We start from the raw sequence: 19,859 nt of genomic DNA on the forward strand, positions 1-19,859 counted from the left end.
TGCTAAACTTTATCTTTTTAAACGCGCTGCTTTTCAAGGAATCCGCATGGAGCAACAATCGAATATGCAAAATAAATTCTTGATAGATGCTGAGATCGGTGATGACGATGTCACATTACCTAATTTACCTGCTATCGATGTTCCCATCGTTGAATCTCCTGCTAAATCACAAGAAAATATTGAAGTAGCCAAAGACGAAGTAGCTTCTACAGGAACAGCGGCTGAACAACCAAAAACTGGTTTTTTTGGCCGGATGAAAGAAGGCTTAACCAAAACTCGTCGTAATTTCGCTGATGGTATGGTCAATATCTTGATTGGCGGAAAGGAAATTGACGATGAGTTACTTGAAGAAGTCGAAGAGCAATTATTGGTTGCAGACATTGGTGTTGAAGCAACTAAAACCATCATTACCAATTTAACAGAGCGTACAGCTCGTGGTGATTTGATCTATTCCCACTCTTTATATAAAGCGTTACAAGAAGAGTTAGTTGCTTTGTTGGCTCCACGTGTTAAGCCATTACATATTGACCCTAATAAATCACCTTATGTGATTTTGATGGTTGGGGTAAATGGAGTGGGTAAAACTACAACAATTGGTAAGTTGGCGAAACGTTTACAAGGTGAAGGTAAAAAAGTGATGTTGGCTGCTGGTGATACATTCCGCGCCGCAGCAACTGAACAATTACAGATCTGGGGTGAACGTAACGATATCTCTGTAGTAGCGCAAGGTCATGGAGCTGATAGTGCTTCTGTTATTTTTGATGCCTTTGAAAGTGCTCGTGCTAAAGGAATTGACGTATTAATTGCGGATACGGCAGGTCGTTTACATAATAAGAGTAACTTGATGGAAGAACTCAAAAAAGTTAAACGTGTTATGCAGAAAATTGATGCAACTGCACCTCATGAAATTATGTTGGTGGTAGATGCAGGAACAGGTCAAAACGCGATTAACCAAGTACAAGAGTTTGATCAAGCTGTAGGTTTAACGGGTATTACCATTACCAAACTGGATGGAACTGCGAAAGGCGGTGTGCTCTTTAATATTGCAAGTCGCACCCATGTGCCAATTCGTTTTATTGGTGTAGGTGAAAAAATTGATGATTTAAGACCATTCTCGGCTAAATCTTTTGTTGCTGCGCTGTTTGAAACTGATAAGTAAATTGCTTGGTAACCCTAAAAAGCTTCACTAAACCGTGAAGCTTTTTTTATATGTATATCTTTTATTATTGTTGCGAAAATAAAACGAACTGTCATATTTTTAATGCTGATTATGAAAAATGACTTTAATACACTGTACTCATTCCCAAACAACGACCCTTGGTCAAATCAATAGGTAGGAAATAACAAAATGTCTACTTTCTTAGATAAAATTAAAAACCGTCGTACAATTTATGCAATTGGTAAAAACGTTGCATTAGATCGCACTAAAATTGAAGAAACTATCCGTGAAGCAGTTAAACATAGTCCTTCAGCTTTTAACTCACAATCTTCACGTGTAGTGACACTATACGGTGAATCTCATGCTAAATTCTGGAATTTAGTTCGTGAAGCTTTGCGTAAAATTGTTCCTGCAGAAGCTTTTGCTGGTACAAATGCAAAAATTGATAGCTTTGTAGCGGGTGTTGGTACGGTTTTATTTTATGAAGACCAAGCTGTTGTTAAAAGCTTACAAGAGCAATTCGAACTATATGCAGACAATTTCCCTGTATGGTCTGAACACTCAAGTGCAATTGCTCAATTTGCAACTTGGACTGCGCTTTCAGAGCTTGGCTTAGGTGCTTCTTTACAGCACTATAACCCAATTGTCGATGCAGACGCAGCTGAAGCATTTGATGTTCCTGCAACTTGGAAGTTACGTGCTCAATTAGTATTTGGTTCGGTTGAAGCACCAGCAGGTGAAAAAGCATTTATTAATGATGCTGATCGTTTCAAAACTTTCAATTAATTTAATTGAAATTAAAAAAAGCACCTATTTTAGGTGCTTTTTTTATGCTTTTAGACTGAATAGGAGGAATACATAAAACAAAAATTTATGAAATTCAAATGCATATTTCAAAATAATAAATCAAGAAATTAGTCGATAACTGCTTTGTCATAAAATAGTCACAATCATATTGCATATTGCTCATGATTTAATAGCTTATCAAACACAGAGAAAGAGACAGATGACTTTAAGATTAGGTGTTGCTGCAATTGGTTTATTACTCAGCGGTTCGGTATTTTCAGCAGTTACAATTACAGCACCAGAGGAAATTGTAATCCTTGCGGTGAATGGTCAGGAAGTCAACTCTGGGTTATTTCGTTCATCTAAAAATAATTATAAAGTCGATGCTGGTGAAACAAGCTTAAGTGTGCGCTATCAAGAATACTTTGAACATTTAAGCGGAGAGCATGACATTGTTAAATCTGGAGTAGTCACAATTCAAACTCCAGTACTCAAAGATGGGCAAACTTATAAGCTCAGAATGGTAGATGCACCAAAGCAATTTGAACAAGCAAAGAAATATGCTGAGCAACCAACTGTGGCTTTGTACAGCGAAAATAATGAATTAATCGTACAACAAACTGGTGCAAACAATGAGGCAAAACCATGGTTTGCAACGGGTTTATTAGGAAAAGTCACTGACTTTACGACTAAATCATCTAAATCGCAGCCTGAGGCAGTGTATGCCTCTGCTAAACCTACTTCTGTTCAGGTGGCTGTACCAGCTCCAACATCTATGCCTGTAACAGGCGTAGCACAAACGAATGATCAACGTTTAGTAGAAACTTGGCAAAAAGCTTCTAAAGCTGAGCGTCAAAAATTTATGGCATGGTTAGCTGAACAATCAAATTAATTTAATATTAGTACCTATTAATTTAATCGAAATGAAAAAAGACCTCAGATGAGGTCTTTTTAATTTAGGTTAGAAACCAGATGTAATAACCTAAAAGCATGAGAGGCCAAGCCACCCATGGGCTAAATAGCCATTTCCATAACCAGAAGTTGGGTACGAAACCCACTCCATAAATAAAACCACCAGAAATACCAATCATCACCAGCATAAGTTGGCTATGATTGTAGTGCCCGTTAGCATCTAGCATGAGTGAAGGATAAACCAACAAAATTGCAGCAAGCGGCAATGCCAACAGAAAAGAAAGGGCCATTGCAAATGCTTGAGCTTTTCGATGATTTGATGCTGTCATTGCTTTTGCCATCATTTATTCCTCATCTAAATCTTGATGATGTTCGATATAAAGCGCGCTGAGTACACCCGCAAAACATGCCATCAAAATGCCTAGGATCCATGCGAAATACCACATAGTTTTCTCCTTAATACAAGCTATGCGAGTTTGACTCGATATGTTTGTTAGTGATGACTCCCCACATTTTGTAATAAGACCAAGTGGTATAGATCAAAATAAGAGGAACAAAAATGCAGGCAGCAACCGTCATAACGCCTAAAGTAAGGTGACTTGATACAGCATCCCACATTGTCAAGCTAGAGTTAGGATTGATACTAGATGGAAGTAGGAATGGGAATAGGGCAAAACCAGCAGTTAAAATTGCTCCTACAATCATTAAACTTGTACCAGTAAAACTTAAGCCTGCTTTTACTTTTGAAGAAGCAAAAATTGCAATGATTGCGCCTAATATGGCAAGAACAGGGGCAATTTTAGTCACTGGATAGGTGCTGTAATTGTTCATCCAACCAGGATTGCTATTGGTAACCACTTCTTTAGCTAAAGGGTTAAGCGCAGTATTTGGGTCTATAGCAACAGCATAGCTATAACCTGGAACTTGCCCAAAATACAGCCATGCTCCAATTACAAGGAAACAAATTAAAAATATAATCGCCATAATTTGAGTGGCCTTGGCAGAGCGCTGTTTTAAAGCTTCATCAGTACGTAGCATGAGCCATGCACCGCCATGTGCACAAAGCATAGACAGACTTACCACACCGCAAACTAAAGCAAAGGGGTTAAGAAGGGCAAAAAAGCTGCCTGTATATTCAGAGCGTAATGTGCTATCTAAACTAAAAGGAATACCTAAAAACAAATTACCGAAAGCCACACCAAACACAAGCGCTGGAACAGCACCACCGATGCATAGACCCCAGTCCCAAGAGTTACGCCATTTGGTATTTTCAAGTTTAGAGCGATAATCGAAACCTACTGGTCTTAAGAAAAGTGCAAATAGAACTAACAAAAGTGCCCAGTACATGCCTGAGAAAGCGACTGAGTAAACCATTGGCCATGCAGCAAATAGTGCACCACCCGCTGTAATAAACCAAACCTGATTACCATCCCAGTGTGGGGCAATGGTATTGATTGCAGCACGGCGTTCGCTATCGGTTTTTCCAACGAAAGGCATGAGAGCCATAGACCCCATATCAAAGCCATCAGTCAGAGCAAAGCCTATGAGTAGTACACCAACTAACACCCACCAAATGATTTTCAATAATTCATATTCAATCATGATAAGGCCTCCCCATTAACCGCTGCTTTCGGTTCTTGCTTTTCAAAATGATATTTGCCAGTGTGTAGAGAGCTTGGTCCTAAGCGAGCAAATTTAATCATTAAATACATTTCAATAATCAAAAGAGCAGTGTAGAACGCTGCTAGCGCAATAATCGAACCCCATACGTCACCAGTACTTAAACTAGAAGTAGAGAGATGGGTTGGTAAGATTTCACCAATAGACCACGGTTGACGACCGCCTTCAGCTACATACCAGCCAGTTTGTGCAGCAATCCAAGGAAGCGGTAGAGCAAACAATGCATATTTCAGGAGCCAAGGTTTATTTTCAGCATTTCTTTTTGCTACAGCCCAAGTTGCTAAAATGAAAAGTAATAGCATTAGGAAACCAGAGGCAACCATTGCGCGGAAAGAGAAAAATAGCGCTGTAACATTTGGAACAGTATCTTTTACAGCAGCTTTAATATTTTGCTCGCTTGCATCAACTACATTGGGTGCATATTTCTTAAGAAGTAGGCCATAACCTAAATCTTTTTGATTTTTTTCAAAAGAGGCTAATAACTCTGGTGAGCGATCACCTGCACGTAATTTTTCAAGTTCGGCATAGGCAAGCATACCGTTGCGAATACGAACTTCGTGCTGCTGCATGAGATCTTTAAGACCAGTAACTTCTTTGGTTGTTGAACGAGTTGCAATTAAACCTAATGCATATGGAATTTTAACTGCGTAATCTGTCCGCATTTCTTCATGGTTTGGTACACCAAACAAAGTAAACGGAGCAGGAGCAGGGTGAGTATCCCATTCGGCTTCGATCGCTGCGAGTTTAGTTTTTTGAACATCACCGAGTTCATAGCCAGATTCATCACCTAACAGAATCACTGAAAGTGTAGATGCAAGACCGAAAATGGCAGCAATTGCAAATGAGCGACGTGCGAAAGGAAGATCACGTTTTTTAAGTAAGTAATAGCTTGAGATGGCAAGTACAAAAATTGCACCAGTTACATAGCCCGCAGAAACGGTATGTACGAATTTCACCTGAGCTACAGGATTAAAGATAAGTGCGCCGAAATCAACTAATTCCATACGCATGGTTTCAAAGTTAAATGCAGCACCTACAGGGTTTTGCATCCAACCATTCGCCACTAAAATCCAGAGTGCTGACATGTTAGAACCTAGAGCGACTAACCACGTTACGCCTAGATGCTGAACCTTACTTAAACGGTCCCATCCGAAGAAGAATAAACCAATAAATGTAGACTCAAGAAAGAATGCCATAAGGCCTTCAATTGCTAATGGAGCACCAAAAATATCACCTACATAGTGTGAGTAATAAGCCCAGTTTGTTCCAAATTGGAACTCCATGGTTAAGCCAGTTGTTACCCCTAAAGCAAAGTTAATACCAAATAATTTTCCCCAAAATTTGGTCATATCCTTGTAAATTTCTTTACCGGAAATGACATAAGTGGTTTCCATGATGGCAAGGATAAATGCCAAACCTAGAGTTAAAGGGACGAAAAGAAAGTGATACATTGCGGTCATCGCAAATTGAAACCGCGAAAGATCAACCACGCTTTCAGAAATCATCAACGTGTCTCCTTAATGTGGGAAATGTTATCGCCAGCAATATGCTCGGCGACCTGATTGTCAAAATTTTTGGGGATGGTGGGAGCATCAAACCAAATATGTTTGATCGTTAAGAGAAGCACTATTTTTATTATTAGAATAATAGTGATTTCTTTAACTAAACGACCATTAAGATTTTTAAAATTAAGGCTCATAAATTAAACCTCATTTGATATTAATTTTATTATTAATCAAAATATAATAAAAATAAACATTAAATATATTTTAAATGAATATTTAAATAATTAATTTATATAAAACAATCGCTTAATATTTTAAAATAAATACTATACTAAAATAGTTTGAATTAATTATTAAATCCTACTAAAACACTTGTAAATAAAAATATTAAGTTTATTAAAATGGTTTGTTTTAATTTAATACCAACCAAAATAGTTGTATATTATATTTATAAATTATATTCCAAACTAAAATGGTTGGAATAATAAATAATTAATTAAAAAGAAAATAATAAAATATAGGCGTAATAAAGCCTGCTATAAGCAGTAATTAAATAGAATAGTAGTGAGAATTTAATCGGGGGCGAAAAGATCGTTTGATACAGAAATTTTCTTGGCTACATAATGGCTTTTATGCACTCTGACAAGGATAACTTGAGAGTATAATTCGAGTTCGCCGTATTCTGGTTCGACTTGAACATAATGGAGCTGGCCGAATTCATCACGCACTCGCGCTTGAGCAGAAAATCCAGGTCTAGCATTACCACTGGAAACTGTCGCTAGTCGTCCTAAAAGATTATAGTTTGTATGAGTAAGCTTTGGTTTAATTACTTGGTCAAGGCAGTGAATCATGAATACAGTAAAAAAGATTGCGATGACAAGGGCTGGGACGATTAAATAAAATGGTGAAATAAAATAATGCTGGATTGCAAAGAAAGAGAGCTGTAAAAAATAGCCTGCAAAACTAAAATTGATAAGTAAAAAAACGAAAATTAAAGCTTTAGAAAATTTAACGTTAAGTAGTGGTGAATTAGAAAGCCAAACAGGCGCAATTTTTTTGAGTAATTGACTTGGACGAAGTCCAATATACATACCAATGGTTTCTACCACGCTGAGTAATATCAAAGCCACTACACTTAAGTGAAAGGGTATAAGATAATAATTGAAAAAGAAATCAGCCATGGCAGAAACTCTAATGTTGATCGCTTCAGTCTACGATATAGATACCGCCATCTGAATGTACTTTAATCTCAACTTTATTTAAAAAATCACCTAAACATGGTCCTGAGATACATTCGCCTGTTTCCACAGTGAATAAAGCACCATGGGTAGAACATTGAATATATTCTTGGTCTTGATCAAGAAATTGATTTTCTAAATATTCAAGCTCTGTTTGCAAGTGAGGGCATAAGTTTTGATAAGCATAGAATGCGCCATCACGTTGTGTAATGAAAATAGTAGTTCCTTGTAAAGTGTCAAAAGCTCTAGCTTCACGCTCAGGAACTTCTTCCGTCATACAGATCCTTTCCATTTCAAGCACATTCCTTCTGAAAATTTTCAAGAAGTTTAGCATAATCATTAATCGCTAAACGTGGGCCAAATTGAGAAACAACTTCACTAGAAATTAAGACAGCTAACTGTGCAGCAGCATTCAAATCTTGATGATGGTTTAAGGCATAAAGGAATGCGCCTGCAAATGCATCGCCAGCACCATTTGTATCAACGGCTTCTACGTGGCGACCTGCAACATGGAAATGTTGAGTAGAGTTAGAAACTAAAGCACCTTTAGCACTTTGTGTAATGACTACTGTATGATTTTTAAAACGTAATTGAGCAAGAGCATCTTCAACAGTTGTTGTATTTGTATACATTAAGGCTTCTTGTTCATTACAAAATAGTAAATCTACGCCATCATCCATGAGCTCTTCTAAGCCTTCGCGAGCGTATTGCACCATGGCAGGATCTGAAAGAGATAAAGCAATCTTAACGCCATTTGCTTTTGCAATTTCTCTGGCTTGTTTTACAGCTTTGCGCGCTGTTTCACTTGTAGAAAGATAACCTTCAATATAAAGCCATTTTGCTGTTTTTAATGGTTCAAAGTCGATTTGATCTTGAGAAAGTTCAGCAGTGATGCCCAAATAGGTATGCATTGTGCGTTCAGAGTCAGGACTAATGAGTACCATGCAGGTACCTGTCACGCCTTCACTGATTGATTTTGGAGTGGTTTGGATGCCAGCTTCATTTAAACCTTGCAGATAAATTGAACCCAAATCATCGTTACCAACGCGGCAACCATAAAAAGCAGTTCCACCTAATGCACTAAAGGCTACAGTAGTATTCGCAGCAGAACCACCACTTGCTTGACCTTTGTAATCTTGATGCTGTTTTAACTCTGCATAAAGAGCAGATTGAGTGTCGCCATCGGACAACTGCATTGTGCCTTTTTGCAAGCCTTGCTGACTAAGAAAATCATCAGACACTTTAAATTCTTGGTCGATTAATGCATTACCAATTGCAAAAAGATCTACAGTTGCCATATGTGTTGTCACAAAATAAAAAATCAGGTTGCTAAGTTTACACCATTGCTTGGATTTGCTGTAGTTTGTTGAATAAAATTCAGTTAAATCAAAAATTAGTGGAAAAATATTGTTGAGTGAATACTCTTTTGATTCGAAAATAGCTCGTTGAGATAAAATTGATAAGCTTTTTTATTTAATATCTATCATATACATAGAATTAAAAGCTTTTGTTCTGTTAGGATAAAACATTCATGGCTATGTGTTTGATATCAAAGCTATGCCGATGAAAACTAATACTCAACAAAAACATAGTATTTTACTTGGCTTTTGTTCGCCAATCTCAAGCTGACTCAGGCTATAATGAGACTTATTCACTTATCCGATATGTTAGGAGATCACATGACTGTAGATGTCACTGAAACCATTTCTCAAACTGTTCACCCTGCGTTTCAGTTGCTACGTCAGCACCATGTTGAAGCATTAGATATTTTAGTGTCTGAATATAAGCATAAAGTCACAGGTGCGGTGCATTATCACTTGGCAACTGATTATGATGAAAATGTATTTCTTGTTGCTTTTAGAACCCAGCCTATGGACTCTAAAGGCACGGCACATATTTTAGAACATACGGCTTTGTGTGGATCTGAAAAGTTTCCGGTACGTGATCCATTCTTTTTAATGATTCGTCGTTCTTTAAATACTTTTATGAACGCATTTACCGCAGCAGATTGGACAGCATATCCATTCGCTACTCAAAACAAAAAAGATTTTCAAAACTTACTTTCTGTTTATCTTGATGCGGCATTTGCTGCCAATTTGAATCCACTTGATTTTGCTCAAGAAGGTATTCGTATTGAACTGGAAAATGGTCAACCTGTTTATAAAGGTGTTGTTTTTAATGAAATGAAAGGTGCGATGAGTGCGCCGTCTGACCAACTTTATCATCAGTTGGCCCATCATTTATTTCCTGAAACGACCTATCATTACAACTCTGGTGGTGATCCGAAAGATATTCCTGATTTAACGTATGAGCAGTTAGTCGATTTTTATAAAGTACATTACCATCCAAGTAATGCTGTATTCATGACCTTTGGTAATCAGACAGCATATGAACTACAAGAGCAATTTGAAAAACTAGCTCTACATAAGTTTTCTGCGGGAACAACTTTATATTCTAAGCCTGAAAAACGTTTAGCTGCACCAATTGAAGTAACAGAAAACTATGGTGTTGATAGTGATGATTTAAAAGATAAAACTTATCATGTTTTATCTTGGTTATTACCAGAAGCAAATGATGTGAAATTGCGTTTGGGAATGCGTTTGGTTGAAGGAATTTTATTAGAAAATTCAGCTTCGCCACTCCGTCATTACTTAGAAACTTGTGGTTATGCTCAATCTACAGGTCCATTAATGGGCGTAGACGATAGTAATTTTGAAATGACTTTCTACTGTGGTGTTCAAGGTTCAAATCCTGAACATGCGCAAAGCTTTAGAGATGGTGTTTTAAATATTCTGCGTGATGTTGCTGCAAAACCAATTGATAGTAATTTAGTCGATGCAATTTTGCATCAAATCGAGTTACATCAACGTGAAATTAATGGTGATGGTACACCGTATGGTTTAAGTCTAATTTTAAATGGCTTAAGTGGTGCGATTCACCATAATGATCCAATCCAAATTTGGGATGTTGACAGCGCAATTGCACAAGTTAAAGAAGAGTTGAAAGACCCAATGTGGCTATCAAATCTGATTCAAACACATTTGCTCGACAACCCTCATCGCGTACAAATGACTTTAGTTCCAGACCCGACCAAGTCTGTAAAAGAGCAGGAAGCGGAAAAAGCTCGTTTAGCGGCTATTGGTGAAAAGCTAACAGATGCTGATAAGGCTGAAATCATTGCTAAGACTAAGGCTTTAGAGGAACGTCAGGACACTCCTGATAATCTTGAGTTATTGCCAAAAGTAGGTTTGGAAGATGTACCTGCTGACTTGCATATTGTGCAAGGTCAGTTACGCGAAATTATTTGTAATCGTATGGATACGCCGTTGAACTTGTACCATGCGGGTACTAACGGCATTTACTATCAACAAGTACTTATCCAGATCCCTGAAGATATTGTGAAGTCACCTTACTTCAATTTGCTTTCTATTTTGATGGGTGAAGTGGGTGCAGGCGAATATGGCTATCTTGAACTACAAAACTTGCAAACCGCTGTAAGTGGTGGTTTAGGAATGGGCGCTTCTTTACGTAGTAAAGTTGATGATAAAGATAAAATTAGTGCTTGGCTGACTTTAACGACTAAATCGTTGACTCAGAAATTTGATGCAATTCATTTATTAAAATTAGCATTTGAACAGCTTCGATTTGATGAGAAAGAACGAATTATCGAGTTACTGCAACAACGTAAAACACGTTGGCAATCTCGTCTCTCTGGATCAGGTCATAGCTATGCGATGCAGATAGCTTCTCGTAACATGAGTGCCTTGGCTCAACGCGACTATCAAAACACAGGTTTAGGTGCTTTGAACTGGTTAGGTGAGCTTGTTACTAAAATTACCCAAGATGATGCCGCTTACGATGAGCTGATTGCAGAATTAAAACGTATTCATAGTAAGTTGTTGCAAGCGCCTAAACAGTTCTTACTTGTCTGTGAAGAACATCAATCTGAACGTTTGGTTGAAGAAATCCAGAATGTTTGGGATAAATTAAATGTTGATACAGCTACAGCTGAGTTAACTCAAGTAGAACAAGCTAATGATAATAATCATGAAGCATGGTTAATTCAGACAAACGTTCAATTCTGTGCGTCTGCATATCAAGCCGTAGAAGTATCACATCCAGATGCGGCTCCATTAATGGTATTGGCAGCTTATTTACGTAACGGATTCTTGCACAGTGCTATCCGTGAAAAAGGTGGTGCTTATGGTGGCGGTGCTAGTTATGATGGAAATGCGTGTTCATTCCGTTTCTTTAGCTACCGTGACCCACGTTTAGCAGAGACGTTTAAAGACTTTGAAGCAAGCGTGCAATGGTTATTAAATACAGAGCAACAACCTCATCAGCTTGAAGAAGCGATTCTTGGTTTAGTGGCAAGTATGGATAAACCAGGCTCTCCAGCGGGTGAAGCGATTACAGCATGTTATGCATTGTTGCATGCGAGAACACCAGCTTTCCGCCGTACTTTGCGTGAAAGATTGTTGCATGTAACATTGGATGATTTAAAACGTGTTGCTCGTCAATATTTAGTAGAGCAAACTCCTGTAAAAGCTGTAGTTGCGCCATTTGCTAAACGTGATGAATTGCAGCAATTAGGTTTTACCATTCAACAAGTTAATTAAAATAAAAATTGGAGATTGAACATGGCGTTCAAACAATTTGAACGCACATCTTTACAGCTAAGCATGGGAATCGTGCTTAGCTGTTTATGTGCGTCTGTAACGTATGCTGATACCTTAGCTCCAGCAAATCCTGCCACAGTTGATGCATGTGTTGCTCTTGCTTCGAATGCCGATCGTCTAGCTTGTTACGACTCTGTATTTAAGCCAGCAGCTCTACCTGTTTTGCAAGCCGCGGTAGTACCTGAGCCTGTTAAAAAAATCGATCAGCCTGCTGTTCAACCAGAAACATTTAAAGAGAAGGTTGTAGATACAGTTAGTAATATTAAAGTGATTGGTAAAGCGCCTACACTTGAGCCTACTACTTCTTTGCTAGATCAACGTTGGGAATTATCTGAAAAAAGTAAACTCGGTGTTTGGAATATTCGTGCTTATCAGCCAGTCTATTTACTACCTGTATTTTGGACCAGTGACAAGAATGAATTCCCGAGTAGTCCAAATCCAAATAATACTGTAACGGATGCTCAGAATCTGAAATCAACAGAAAGTAAGTTTCAGATTTCTTTGAAAACCAAAGCTTGGGAAAATATTTTTGGAAATAATGGTGATTTGTGGGTAGGGTATACGCAATCTTCACGCTGGCAGACGTTCAATGCTGAAGAATCTCGCCCATTCCGTGAAACGAATTATGAGCCAGAAGCAAGTTTAATGTTTAGAACGAACTACGAGTTGCTTGGTTTAGATGGGCGTTTGCTTGGAGTTACCTTAAATCATCAGTCAAATGGTCGCTCAGATCCATTATCTCGTAGCTGGAACCGTGTAATCTTTAATGTTGGATTGGAGCGTGGTAATTTTGCTTTAATGCTTCGTCCATGGATTCGTCTTGAAGAAGATAGTAAAGATGATAATAATCCGGATATGGAAGATTACATTGGTCGTGGTGATTTAACAGCGTTTTATAAGTGGAAGCAGAATGACTTCTCTTTAATGCTGCGTCATTCATTGAAAGGTGGTGATGACTCTCATGGTGCTGTGCAATTTGACTGGGCTTTTCCAATCAGTGGCAAATTACGCGGACATTTCCAGTTGTTTAATGGTTATGGTGAAAGCCTAATTGATTATAACCATCGAGCAACTTATGCTGGTTTGGGTGTATCGCTCTTGAATTGGTACTAAGACTCTATAAAAAAGCCGCTTTTAAAGCGGCTTTTTTATTATCCAATTTGAATGTTGGCTTGAGGATGTTTAAGCCGGCTCTTTTTAGGAGTAGCAATTAAGTAGGCGAGTGTTAAAGGTCCAAGCCTTCCAGCAAACATGAGTAGGCTTAAAATGAATAAACTACCATTATGTAAATCTGGTGTGATTCCACGAGAGAGGCCTACTGTACATGCTGCTGAAACAACCTCAAAAAGCAAATTCATAAAATCTGCTTTAGGCTCTAAAAGCAAAAGAATAAAGAAGCCAATGAAAATCAGTATGCTCGTAATAGCAGTCACAGCTAATGCTTTATAGGTGGTTTCGTGAGATACAGAGTGATTAAATATTCTAATTTCATCTGTACGGCGTAAAAATGAAATTACACTAAGTACTAAAATGACAAAGGTTCCAACTTTGATTCCACCGGCTGTACTCAGTGAGCCACCACCAATAAACATTAGTAACATCATCAGTAGGGAGCTACTGTTGGTCATTGCACCTGTATCAATGGTATTAAACCCTGAAGACCGTGGAACTGTTGCCTGAAACCAAGCGTTTAATGCTTGTTCACCTGAGTTTAACATCCCTAAAGTTGCGGGATTTTGAGCTTCTAAAGCCCATATTAAAATAAACGCAACTAGGTTAATAATTGCAATAGTGGTAAGAATAAGCTTGCTATTTGGCGTTAGTTTTTTCCATCTTTTGTTTTGCTTAATATCCATGAGTACTAAAAAACCAAGACCACCTAAAGTGTAAAGGATGCTAATGGTTATACAAATAATATAGTTACTCTGGAAGTTCATTAAGCTATTTGAAAACAATGAAAAACCAGCATTGTTAAATGAGGAAATACTGTAAAAAGCTGCATAATATAAACCGCGTGCAAACCCATAGGTTGGTGCAAAAGCAGCGGTAAGAATAACTGTACCAATCAGCTCAAAAATAAGGGTATAGGTGACAACTCCTTTAGCAACAAAAGTAACTTTTGATAGGCTTGTTTGTCCGAGACTATCTTGAGCCATCATTTGCTGTTTAAGACCAACTTTTGGTGACAAACTTAATGCGGCCAATATCGCAAAAGTCATAAAACCCAAACCGCCAGACTGGATCAGTAATAAAATAATAGTTTGCCCAAAGAGGCTAAAAGATTCATGAATATTTAAAACAGATAGACCGGTAATTGTAACTGCTGAGGTGGCTGTAAAAAGCGCATCCATCCAACTGACATTGCCTGTATTCGCAAATGGCAATTTAAGTAATAAAGTGCCAAAAGTAATAAAGCCTAAAAACCCTAGCGCTAACAGTGAAGGAGGGCTTAAATTTAACGTTTTATGAGGCTTGGGATATATGGACATATTCTAGAGTTCGTTTTCTTATAAGAAGCAATTAGAAAGTTTCTTTAACTGTGATAAATGACCTTCTAAAATAAGAATATCATGTGTTTGCAAAGTGAAATTTTCTTCAGTCTCAAACAAAATTTGCTGCTGTCTTTTCACCAGCAATGTTTTGACTTGAGGCGCCTGCTGCATAATGCCATATAAATTGATGCCGTTAAGCTTATCTGGGATTTCAATCTTGATAATGTAATGGTCATCTTCTAAAGACATATAGCGGCTTACCATAGGGTAGTTCAGAGCTTGAGCAACTCTTACGCCCATATCTTCTTCAGGATGAATAATCTTATTGATATTAAGGTGTGACAAAATGGTGTGATGAGCTTTGGTTTTTGCTTTTACCCAAATTTTATCAATTCCTAAATTTTTTAAGTTCAACACACACAAAATACTGGCTTCAATATCTTCACCAATTGCGACTACAACAGCATCACAATTTTGGATATTCAATTCGTCAAGCACATGTTCATCGGTAGCGTCAGCAATGACGGCATGAGTTAAAACGTCGGCAAGATTTTCGACATTCTTTTTTACTGTATCGATGCCAATAACATCATGATTTAATTTTGTGAGTTCTTGAGCTACCGTTGCTCCGAAACTACCTAAGCCAATGACTGCGAACTGTGCCATGTTGGTCCTTTTTTCCGAGTTAGATCATTATTTTTAAGGATATTTTCTTTAAGATAAAGAGATGCAATGTAAAGATGGTAGAAATATAAAAAGATTGTATAAAAAAGCCGACAACTTTGTCGGCTTCTTCATCAAAATTAAAGATTATTTTAAGAAGCGTTTATAGCCGACGTTATCAGTAATTTCTGCATACGGATAATTAATCTGCTCGAGTGTTTCAATCAATCCATCAGGGTTTTGTTTTGCATCAGTTGCTTGTAAGCCCACTAACACACGTCCTTCTGCCGCACCATGGTTACGGTAATGGAAGAGGGTAATGTTGTGGGTTGGACCTAAACGAGTTAAGAAGGTTAAGAGCGCACCCGGACGTTCAGGGAATTCAACACGGAACAATCTTTCATCATCTAGATTTGCGTGACCGCCAATTAAATAACGAATATGTAATTTTGCAACTTCATCGTCAGAAAGGTCATCAACTACATAGTTTTGCTGTTTAAGTTGCTCTAAAATTTCATGACGCTCTGCATCTCCACCTTTTAAACTAATACCGACGAATACTTGCGCTTCGTCTGTATTGTTTGCGCGATAGTTAAACTCAGTGATATTGCGACCTTGTAAAGCACGACAGAAGCCTAAGAATGCGCCTTTTTCTTCAGATAAGGTAACTGCATAAATCGCTTCGCGTTGCTCACCTAACTCGGTGCGTTCGGCAATATAGCGTAGGCGGTCAAAATTCATATTGGCGCCGCAAACAATCGACACCATATTTTTATTACTGATTTTATGCTCGTGAATATATTTTTTGATACCCGCTAATGCCATTGCTCCAGAAGGTTCAACAATGCTGCGGTTTTCATCAAATGTGTCTTTAATTGCTGCACAGATTTCATCTGTATTCACAGTGACAATATCAGGATCAACAATTGGTCCTGAGTTATCAGATTTGCGCAAACGAATAATATCAAATGGTAGAGCACCAATTTGGGCAACAGCTGTACCATCTGCAAATAAGCCCACGTGTGGCAAAATTACACGTTCATTTGCTTCTAAAGCTGCCTTTAAGCAAGCAGACTCTTCATATTCAACGCCAATAACTTTTACATGCGGTGCAACTTCTCCAAGGTAAGCTGCTACGCCTGAAATAAGACCACCGCCACCTACGGCAACAAACACGTATTCTACATCACGCCATTGACGTAATATTTCATTGGCAATTGTGCCTTGACCTGCAATGACAAGTTCGTCGTCATAAGGTGGAATAAATACAAGACCTTCAACTTCAGCACGTTGTTGAGCATATTTATTTGCGATATCGAAGCTATCGCCATGTAATACGACTTGACCACCTAAGCGTTTAACAGCCTGAACTTTAATGTCAGGTGTTGTGCTTGGCATAACAATAATAGCGGGAATTCCTAATCTTTGTCCTGACAAAGCTACGCCTTGAGCATGGTTACCAGCAGAGGCGCAAATTACTCCGCGTTCAAGTTGTTCTTTTGGTAATTGACTAATACGGTTATAGGCGCCGCGTAATTTAAAAGAAAAAACGGGTTGTAAATCTTCACGCTTAAAACGAATTGTATTGTTTAATTTTTGACTAATTCGTGGAGCTGCTTCGAGAGGTGTTTCAATTGCAACATCATAAACCGTTGCTTGTAAAATTTGTCGTACCACACGAGACAGCATGTTCATCTTCCCTATAACAGTTTAAAATAGGAAATTATTGTAGCAAACCCTTGTGCATTTGCGCCGTTTATTGGCGCATAAATGTCAAAAAATAGTTGAGTGATGTAATGAGCCTATATGCAACCCAAGATGAAAAGAAACAAGCTGCTGCGAAAGCTGCTTTAAAACACTTACCCAAAGGTGGCATTTTGGGTGTTGGGACTGGAAGTACCGTAAATTTTCTAATTGATTTACTCCCAGAATTACAATTAGAAGCAGCTGTGGCAAGTTCTCAAGCAACTGCTGATCGTCTTAAAAAGCTTGGTATTGAAGTGGTTGATATGAACCATGTAGGTAGCCTAGATGCCTATGTTGATGGTGCAGATGAGATCGACCGTCATATGCATATGATTAAAGGTGGTGGTGCTGCATTAACACGTGAGAAAATCGTTGCATCAATCGCTAAGAAGTTTGTGTGTATTGTTGATGATTCAAAATGGGTTGATCAACTTGGACGTGATTTTCCACTTCCAGTAGAAGTTATTCCAATGGCGCGTTCGGCTGTAGCTCGTAAATTGGTAAGTTTAGGTGGTGACCCAGTTTATCGTGAGGGTGTAGTTACAGATAACGGTAATGTTATTTTGGATGTTTTCAATCTTAATATTTTAAATGCTATTGAACTGGAAAAAACAATTAACAATATTCCTGGTGTGGTAACTAACGGTATCTTCGCCTTAAATCCTGCAACGATTGCAATTGTTGCAACGAATAATGGTATTGAAGAGCGTACAGCACAGTAATGTCTGCAAAAATGCCAGAGATTAAAATCGTTCGACACGTAAGAGCACGAAAATTGCGCTTACGTGTTGAGCCTGCTTCAATCCGTCTTACGGTTCCTTTATTTTGTAGTAAAAAACAAATTCAGCATTTTTTAGCACAATCTGAACAATGGTTAACCGAGACATGGAATAAGCAACAAAACGTCCAATCGGCATCTATTGATATTCCTTCAGAAATTTATTTCTTTAATAAAGAACAGCCATTTCAAGTCGTTGTTCAAAAGCAGCATCGTGTTTTTCAATTCGACTTGGAAAACAATTCCTTATTTATTAAAGACACACAGCCATATTTGGCATTGCAAAACGCAGTTATTGCTTATGCGAAACAAGAATTACCAGAGCTTTTGAAAGAATTAAGTGAGCACACTCATTTGGCTTATAGGGAATGCACAATTCGCCGCCCGAAAACTCGGTGGGGAAGTTGTAGTAGTCAGCATAATATTATGCTACATGCAGGACTGGTACTTATGTCACACGAAATTGCTCGCTATGTTGCTATTCATGAGTTGGCGCATACTAAACATTTTGACCATAGTCCTGCATTTTGGGCAGAAGTTGAAAAATATGATCCATATTTCCAAAACCACCGCAGACAACTTAAATCAAATCCATTGCCTGCATGGTGGTATGTTTCAGCTTAACTAAAGGCACATTCTAGTTGCGGTGTTTGTAAGCTATCGGGTGCTTTCCGGCTATCTAAACCTGCTTTAGCACTAATAATCTTATTTGCTTTAATAGATAATTGGATAAAGTTGTATTGTTGCGTCGTGTTATTTGGTTCGGCTGAACTTGAATTGAGTAAATAACTTGAACTAGCAGCATCTGTTTGCAATAAATTATCGGTACTATCAGCACTTAAAGCAGCACGATAAATTTGTGAACCTTTACTTAAGTCGATTTGACCGTTCGCGCGAAAATTAAGCTGACATCCAGTTGAGGTGTCTTCATAGTGGCCCACTAAATAGTCTGTAGCTGGTAGGTTTGGATCTGATAGGTTGATGCTAGTTAAGCCTTGTTTGCATGGATAGGTTGATCCATTACAAGTCGCTGTGGTAGTAAATCCAACAGCTCTACGATAATCTCCAGCGCCGTCAATACGAATGAATGTTGTTGAATTTACAGTAGGAACAATTCCTGTATATTGTTTTTTTTGTAGAAGTTCATAACCCGTCTGATCTAAAGACTGTTGTGAATTAGCCTGAGCCAATTGCAAAGTAGATGCTTTTAGGTTGGTTCCAAAGTAATCGCGCGTTACTTTTTGATTAGCTGCAATATCTAACAGCGTATTTTTTAGTGGATCAATATTATCTGGAGCAGGTGTGAAAATAGGAGTGAAGGATGTTTGATCCCCATGAAGTTTTTTCCCATCCAAAAAGCCATCTTTTAAATCAGTTGCTAAACTTTTAACAAGTTCTTGGTAGGTGTTTGCTCCGCCATGAATCGTTGACCAATATTGTAAGTAACCAAAGCTAAGATAACTATCTACATATGTACTAGGTTTAGTAGTTGAGTATCGCAACAAAGTTAAATTCAGAAGGGAATTAGCTGGACTTAAACTTGGAATGTCGCCATCTTTAAACGCATTCATTAACGATTTGTAGACATCTTGAGAAGCTAAATCCACATGTAATTGCTCAATACGGGTTGGGTCAACCGTTTCTTGAGGGAGTTGTCCTGAACGTATGACAGCTCGTTGATAAACTGCTTCACTGCTTGGGCTAATGAATTGGGTTCTACTACTTACCGTATTGGGTGTAATGAATGTATGGTAAGTACCAGATAAATCTTGATATTTTGAAGTAATTGGATTAAATGCCAGCGATGAATTTTGAGTTGTAATTTCTACGCGATATAAACGATTCAATTTTGCAGTAGGAATTTTGACATTAAAGCTGTTTAAACTCGCAATTGGAGTATCCACTAGAACAGCGTTGTTGGTGTTGTCATATACTTTAAGCTGGATATTACGCATTTCTACAGGGGTTTTTAAAGTGACCTCAGTTGTTGCTTCAGGTGTAGGGTCAACGGGCGTTGGTGTGGTAGGTGAACTGCCTCCACTACTACCTCCACCTCCGCAACCAATAAGGGCTACACTTAAAATGAATGTGCTCAAGCCAAGGTATGTGCGTAATTTTGTTTCTTTTGATTGTTGAAGCATCCTAGCTCTCCAAAAATTAATCTGGTATTTATTTGCTGATATTTATGTGGTTATGACAGTCCAATAAGTGCTATCTGATT

At 38.1% G+C, this 19,859-nt stretch carries 19 protein-coding genes; 7 read left to right on the forward strand and 12 right to left on the reverse strand.

Annotation, left to right across the window (positions count from 1 at the left end):
• Positions 1 to 46 precede the first annotated feature (46 nt).
• The 3 genes from ftsY to AAC388_RS08015 all read left to right on the forward strand — a co-directional run bounded on the left by ftsY (position 47) and on the right by AAC388_RS08015 (position 2,837).
• Positions 47 to 1,159: a signal recognition particle-docking protein FtsY gene (gene ftsY / locus AAC388_RS08005; protein ID WP_005068978.1), complete on the forward strand. Its 1,113-nt coding sequence runs from the start codon at positions 47 to 49 to the stop codon at positions 1,157 to 1,159.
• A 189-nt stretch (positions 1,160 to 1,348) separates the two neighbouring features.
• Positions 1,349 to 1,945: a nitroreductase family protein gene (locus AAC388_RS08010; protein ID WP_002121011.1), complete on the forward strand. Its 597-nt coding sequence runs from the start codon at positions 1,349 to 1,351 to the stop codon at positions 1,943 to 1,945.
• Between the two features lie 220 nt (positions 1,946 to 2,165).
• Positions 2,166 to 2,837 carry a DUF2057 domain-containing protein gene (locus AAC388_RS08015; protein ID WP_342371464.1) on the forward strand — a complete coding sequence of 224 codons (672 nt, stop codon included), beginning with the start codon at positions 2,166 to 2,168 and terminating at the stop codon, positions 2,835 to 2,837.
• Positions 2,838 to 2,901: 64 nt separating this feature from the next.
• Here the strand turns inward: AAC388_RS08015 and AAC388_RS08020 are convergent, their stop codons facing one another.
• The 8 genes from AAC388_RS08020 to AAC388_RS08055 all read right to left on the reverse strand — a co-directional run bounded on the left by AAC388_RS08020 (position 2,902) and on the right by AAC388_RS08055 (position 8,578).
• Complete coding sequence (locus AAC388_RS08020) at positions 2,902 to 3,201, reverse strand: cyd operon YbgE family protein (protein ID WP_004791954.1); 300 nt, start codon at positions 3,199 to 3,201, stop codon at positions 2,902 to 2,904.
• Positions 3,202 to 3,303 carry a cytochrome bd-I oxidase subunit CydX gene (cydX, locus tag AAC388_RS08025; RefSeq protein WP_002120988.1) on the reverse strand — a complete coding sequence of 34 codons (102 nt, stop codon included), beginning with the start codon at positions 3,301 to 3,303 and terminating at the stop codon, positions 3,202 to 3,204.
• A gap of 10 nt (positions 3,304 to 3,313) precedes the next feature.
• The gene (gene cydB / locus AAC388_RS08030; protein ID WP_086393717.1) at positions 3,314 to 4,459 is read right to left on the reverse strand and encodes a cytochrome d ubiquinol oxidase subunit II; all 1,146 of its coding nucleotides are present in this window, start codon (positions 4,457 to 4,459) and stop codon (positions 3,314 to 3,316) included.
• Positions 4,456 to 6,042 (reverse strand): cytochrome ubiquinol oxidase subunit I, encoded by a 1,587-nt coding sequence (locus AAC388_RS08035; RefSeq protein WP_005068987.1) that lies wholly within the window; start codon positions 6,040 to 6,042, stop codon positions 4,456 to 4,458. Before AAC388_RS08035 ends, cydB begins: the two co-directional genes overlap by 4 nt.
• Positions 6,042 to 6,236, reverse strand: coding sequence for a cytochrome oxidase putative small subunit CydP (gene cydP, locus AAC388_RS08040; protein WP_005073962.1), 195 nt, complete (start codon positions 6,234 to 6,236; stop codon positions 6,042 to 6,044). Before cydP ends, AAC388_RS08035 begins: the two co-directional genes overlap by 1 nt.
• A gap of 378 nt (positions 6,237 to 6,614) precedes the next feature.
• Complete coding sequence (locus tag AAC388_RS08045; RefSeq protein ID WP_309166960.1) at positions 6,615 to 7,223, reverse strand: OB-fold-containig protein; 609 nt, start codon at positions 7,221 to 7,223, stop codon at positions 6,615 to 6,617.
• 25 nt (positions 7,224 to 7,248) lie between these two features.
• Positions 7,249 to 7,557: a Rieske (2Fe-2S) protein gene (locus tag AAC388_RS08050; protein ID WP_002121079.1), complete on the reverse strand. Its 309-nt coding sequence runs from the start codon at positions 7,555 to 7,557 to the stop codon at positions 7,249 to 7,251.
• Between the two features lie 16 nt (positions 7,558 to 7,573).
• Positions 7,574 to 8,578, reverse strand: coding sequence for an adenosine kinase (locus AAC388_RS08055; RefSeq protein WP_057075247.1), 1,005 nt, complete (start codon positions 8,576 to 8,578; stop codon positions 7,574 to 7,576).
• 381 nt (positions 8,579 to 8,959) lie between these two features.
• Between AAC388_RS08055 and AAC388_RS08060 the strand changes: the two genes are divergently transcribed.
• Together AAC388_RS08060 and AAC388_RS08065 are read left to right on the forward strand one after the other, a co-directional pair.
• Positions 8,960 to 11,899: an insulinase family protein gene (locus AAC388_RS08060; protein ID WP_342371465.1), complete on the forward strand. Its 2,940-nt coding sequence runs from the start codon at positions 8,960 to 8,962 to the stop codon at positions 11,897 to 11,899.
• Between the two features lie 21 nt (positions 11,900 to 11,920).
• Positions 11,921 to 13,072 carry a phospholipase A gene (locus tag AAC388_RS08065; RefSeq protein WP_342371466.1) on the forward strand — a complete coding sequence of 384 codons (1,152 nt, stop codon included), beginning with the start codon at positions 11,921 to 11,923 and terminating at the stop codon, positions 13,070 to 13,072.
• Between the two features lie 38 nt (positions 13,073 to 13,110).
• Here the strand turns inward: AAC388_RS08065 and AAC388_RS08070 are convergent, their stop codons facing one another.
• The 3 genes from AAC388_RS08070 to ilvA all read right to left on the reverse strand — a co-directional run bounded on the left by AAC388_RS08070 (position 13,111) and on the right by ilvA (position 16,809).
• On the reverse strand, positions 13,111 to 14,448 hold the full coding sequence (locus AAC388_RS08070) for a TrkH family potassium uptake protein (protein ID WP_206217913.1): 1,338 nt from the start codon (positions 14,446 to 14,448) through the stop codon (positions 13,111 to 13,113).
• 18 nt (positions 14,449 to 14,466) lie between these two features.
• A complete protein-coding gene (locus AAC388_RS08075; protein WP_005069007.1) occupies positions 14,467 to 15,117 on the reverse strand; it encodes a TrkA family potassium uptake protein in 651 nt (216 codons plus the stop codon).
• Positions 15,118 to 15,261: 144 nt separating this feature from the next.
• Complete coding sequence (gene ilvA, locus AAC388_RS08080) at positions 15,262 to 16,809, reverse strand: threonine ammonia-lyase, biosynthetic (RefSeq protein WP_170814121.1); 1,548 nt, start codon at positions 16,807 to 16,809, stop codon at positions 15,262 to 15,264.
• A 101-nt stretch (positions 16,810 to 16,910) separates the two neighbouring features.
• On the opposite strand from ilvA, the gene rpiA reads away from it, so the two are divergent.
• Positions 16,911 to 17,582: a ribose-5-phosphate isomerase RpiA gene (gene rpiA / locus AAC388_RS08085; protein ID WP_002046900.1), complete on the forward strand. Its 672-nt coding sequence runs from the start codon at positions 16,911 to 16,913 to the stop codon at positions 17,580 to 17,582.
• Positions 17,582 to 18,262, forward strand: a complete 681-nt coding sequence (locus AAC388_RS08090) for a SprT family zinc-dependent metalloprotease (protein WP_019767702.1) — start codon at positions 17,582 to 17,584, stop codon at positions 18,260 to 18,262. The genes rpiA and AAC388_RS08090 overlap by 1 nt, the downstream gene beginning before the upstream one ends.
• Here AAC388_RS08090 and AAC388_RS08095 read toward each other — a convergent pair.
• Complete coding sequence (locus tag AAC388_RS08095; RefSeq protein ID WP_342371467.1) at positions 18,259 to 19,779, reverse strand: hypothetical protein; 1,521 nt, start codon at positions 19,777 to 19,779, stop codon at positions 18,259 to 18,261. The genes AAC388_RS08090 and AAC388_RS08095 overlap by 4 nt on opposite strands.
• Positions 19,780 to 19,859: the final 80 nt, after the last annotated feature.

Source organism: Acinetobacter sp. D009, from assembly GCF_038562025.1.
GTDB lineage: Bacteria > Pseudomonadota > Gammaproteobacteria > Pseudomonadales > Moraxellaceae > Acinetobacter > Acinetobacter pittii.

Excerpts from the sequence above, each read along its gene's own strand:
- cydB (WP_086393717.1), bottom strand. The coding sequence starts at position 4,459 with ATGATTGAATATGAATTATTGAAAATCATTTGGTGGGTGTTAGTTGGT.
- AAC388_RS08015 (WP_342371464.1), top strand. The coding sequence starts at position 2,166 with ATGACTTTAAGATTAGGTGTTGCTGCAATTGGTTTATTACTCAGCGGT.
- AAC388_RS08010 (WP_002121011.1), top strand. The coding sequence starts at position 1,349 with ATGTCTACTTTCTTAGATAAAATTAAAAACCGTCGTACAATTTATGCA.
- cydX (WP_002120988.1), bottom strand. The coding sequence starts at position 3,303 with ATGTGGTATTTCGCATGGATCCTAGGCATTTTGATGGCATGTTTTGCG.
- AAC388_RS08020 (WP_004791954.1), bottom strand. The coding sequence starts at position 3,201 with ATGATGGCAAAAGCAATGACAGCATCAAATCATCGAAAAGCTCAAGCA.
- AAC388_RS08090 (WP_019767702.1), top strand. The coding sequence starts at position 17,582 with ATGTCTGCAAAAATGCCAGAGATTAAAATCGTTCGACACGTAAGAGCA.
- AAC388_RS08075 (WP_005069007.1), bottom strand. The coding sequence starts at position 15,117 with ATGGCACAGTTCGCAGTCATTGGCTTAGGTAGTTTCGGAGCAACGGTA.
- AAC388_RS08045 (WP_309166960.1), bottom strand. The coding sequence starts at position 7,223 with ATGGCTGATTTCTTTTTCAATTATTATCTTATACCCTTTCACTTAAGT.
- AAC388_RS08055 (WP_057075247.1), bottom strand. The coding sequence starts at position 8,578 with ATGGCAACTGTAGATCTTTTTGCAATTGGTAATGCATTAATCGACCAA.
- ilvA (WP_170814121.1), bottom strand. The coding sequence starts at position 16,809 with ATGAACATGCTGTCTCGTGTGGTACGACAAATTTTACAAGCAACGGTT.
- cydP (WP_005073962.1), bottom strand. The coding sequence starts at position 6,236 with ATGAGCCTTAATTTTAAAAATCTTAATGGTCGTTTAGTTAAAGAAATC.
- rpiA (WP_002046900.1), top strand. The coding sequence starts at position 16,911 with ATGAGCCTATATGCAACCCAAGATGAAAAGAAACAAGCTGCTGCGAAA.
- AAC388_RS08050 (WP_002121079.1), bottom strand. The coding sequence starts at position 7,557 with ATGACGGAAGAAGTTCCTGAGCGTGAAGCTAGAGCTTTTGACACTTTA.
- AAC388_RS08095 (WP_342371467.1), bottom strand. The coding sequence starts at position 19,779 with ATGCTTCAACAATCAAAAGAAACAAAATTACGCACATACCTTGGCTTG.
- AAC388_RS08035 (WP_005068987.1), bottom strand. The coding sequence starts at position 6,042 with ATGATTTCTGAAAGCGTGGTTGATCTTTCGCGGTTTCAATTTGCGATG.
- AAC388_RS08065 (WP_342371466.1), top strand. The coding sequence starts at position 11,921 with ATGGCGTTCAAACAATTTGAACGCACATCTTTACAGCTAAGCATGGGA.
- AAC388_RS08070 (WP_206217913.1), bottom strand. The coding sequence starts at position 14,448 with ATGTCCATATATCCCAAGCCTCATAAAACGTTAAATTTAAGCCCTCCT.
- ftsY (WP_005068978.1), top strand. The coding sequence starts at position 47 with ATGGAGCAACAATCGAATATGCAAAATAAATTCTTGATAGATGCTGAG.
- AAC388_RS08060 (WP_342371465.1), top strand. The coding sequence starts at position 8,960 with ATGACTGTAGATGTCACTGAAACCATTTCTCAAACTGTTCACCCTGCG.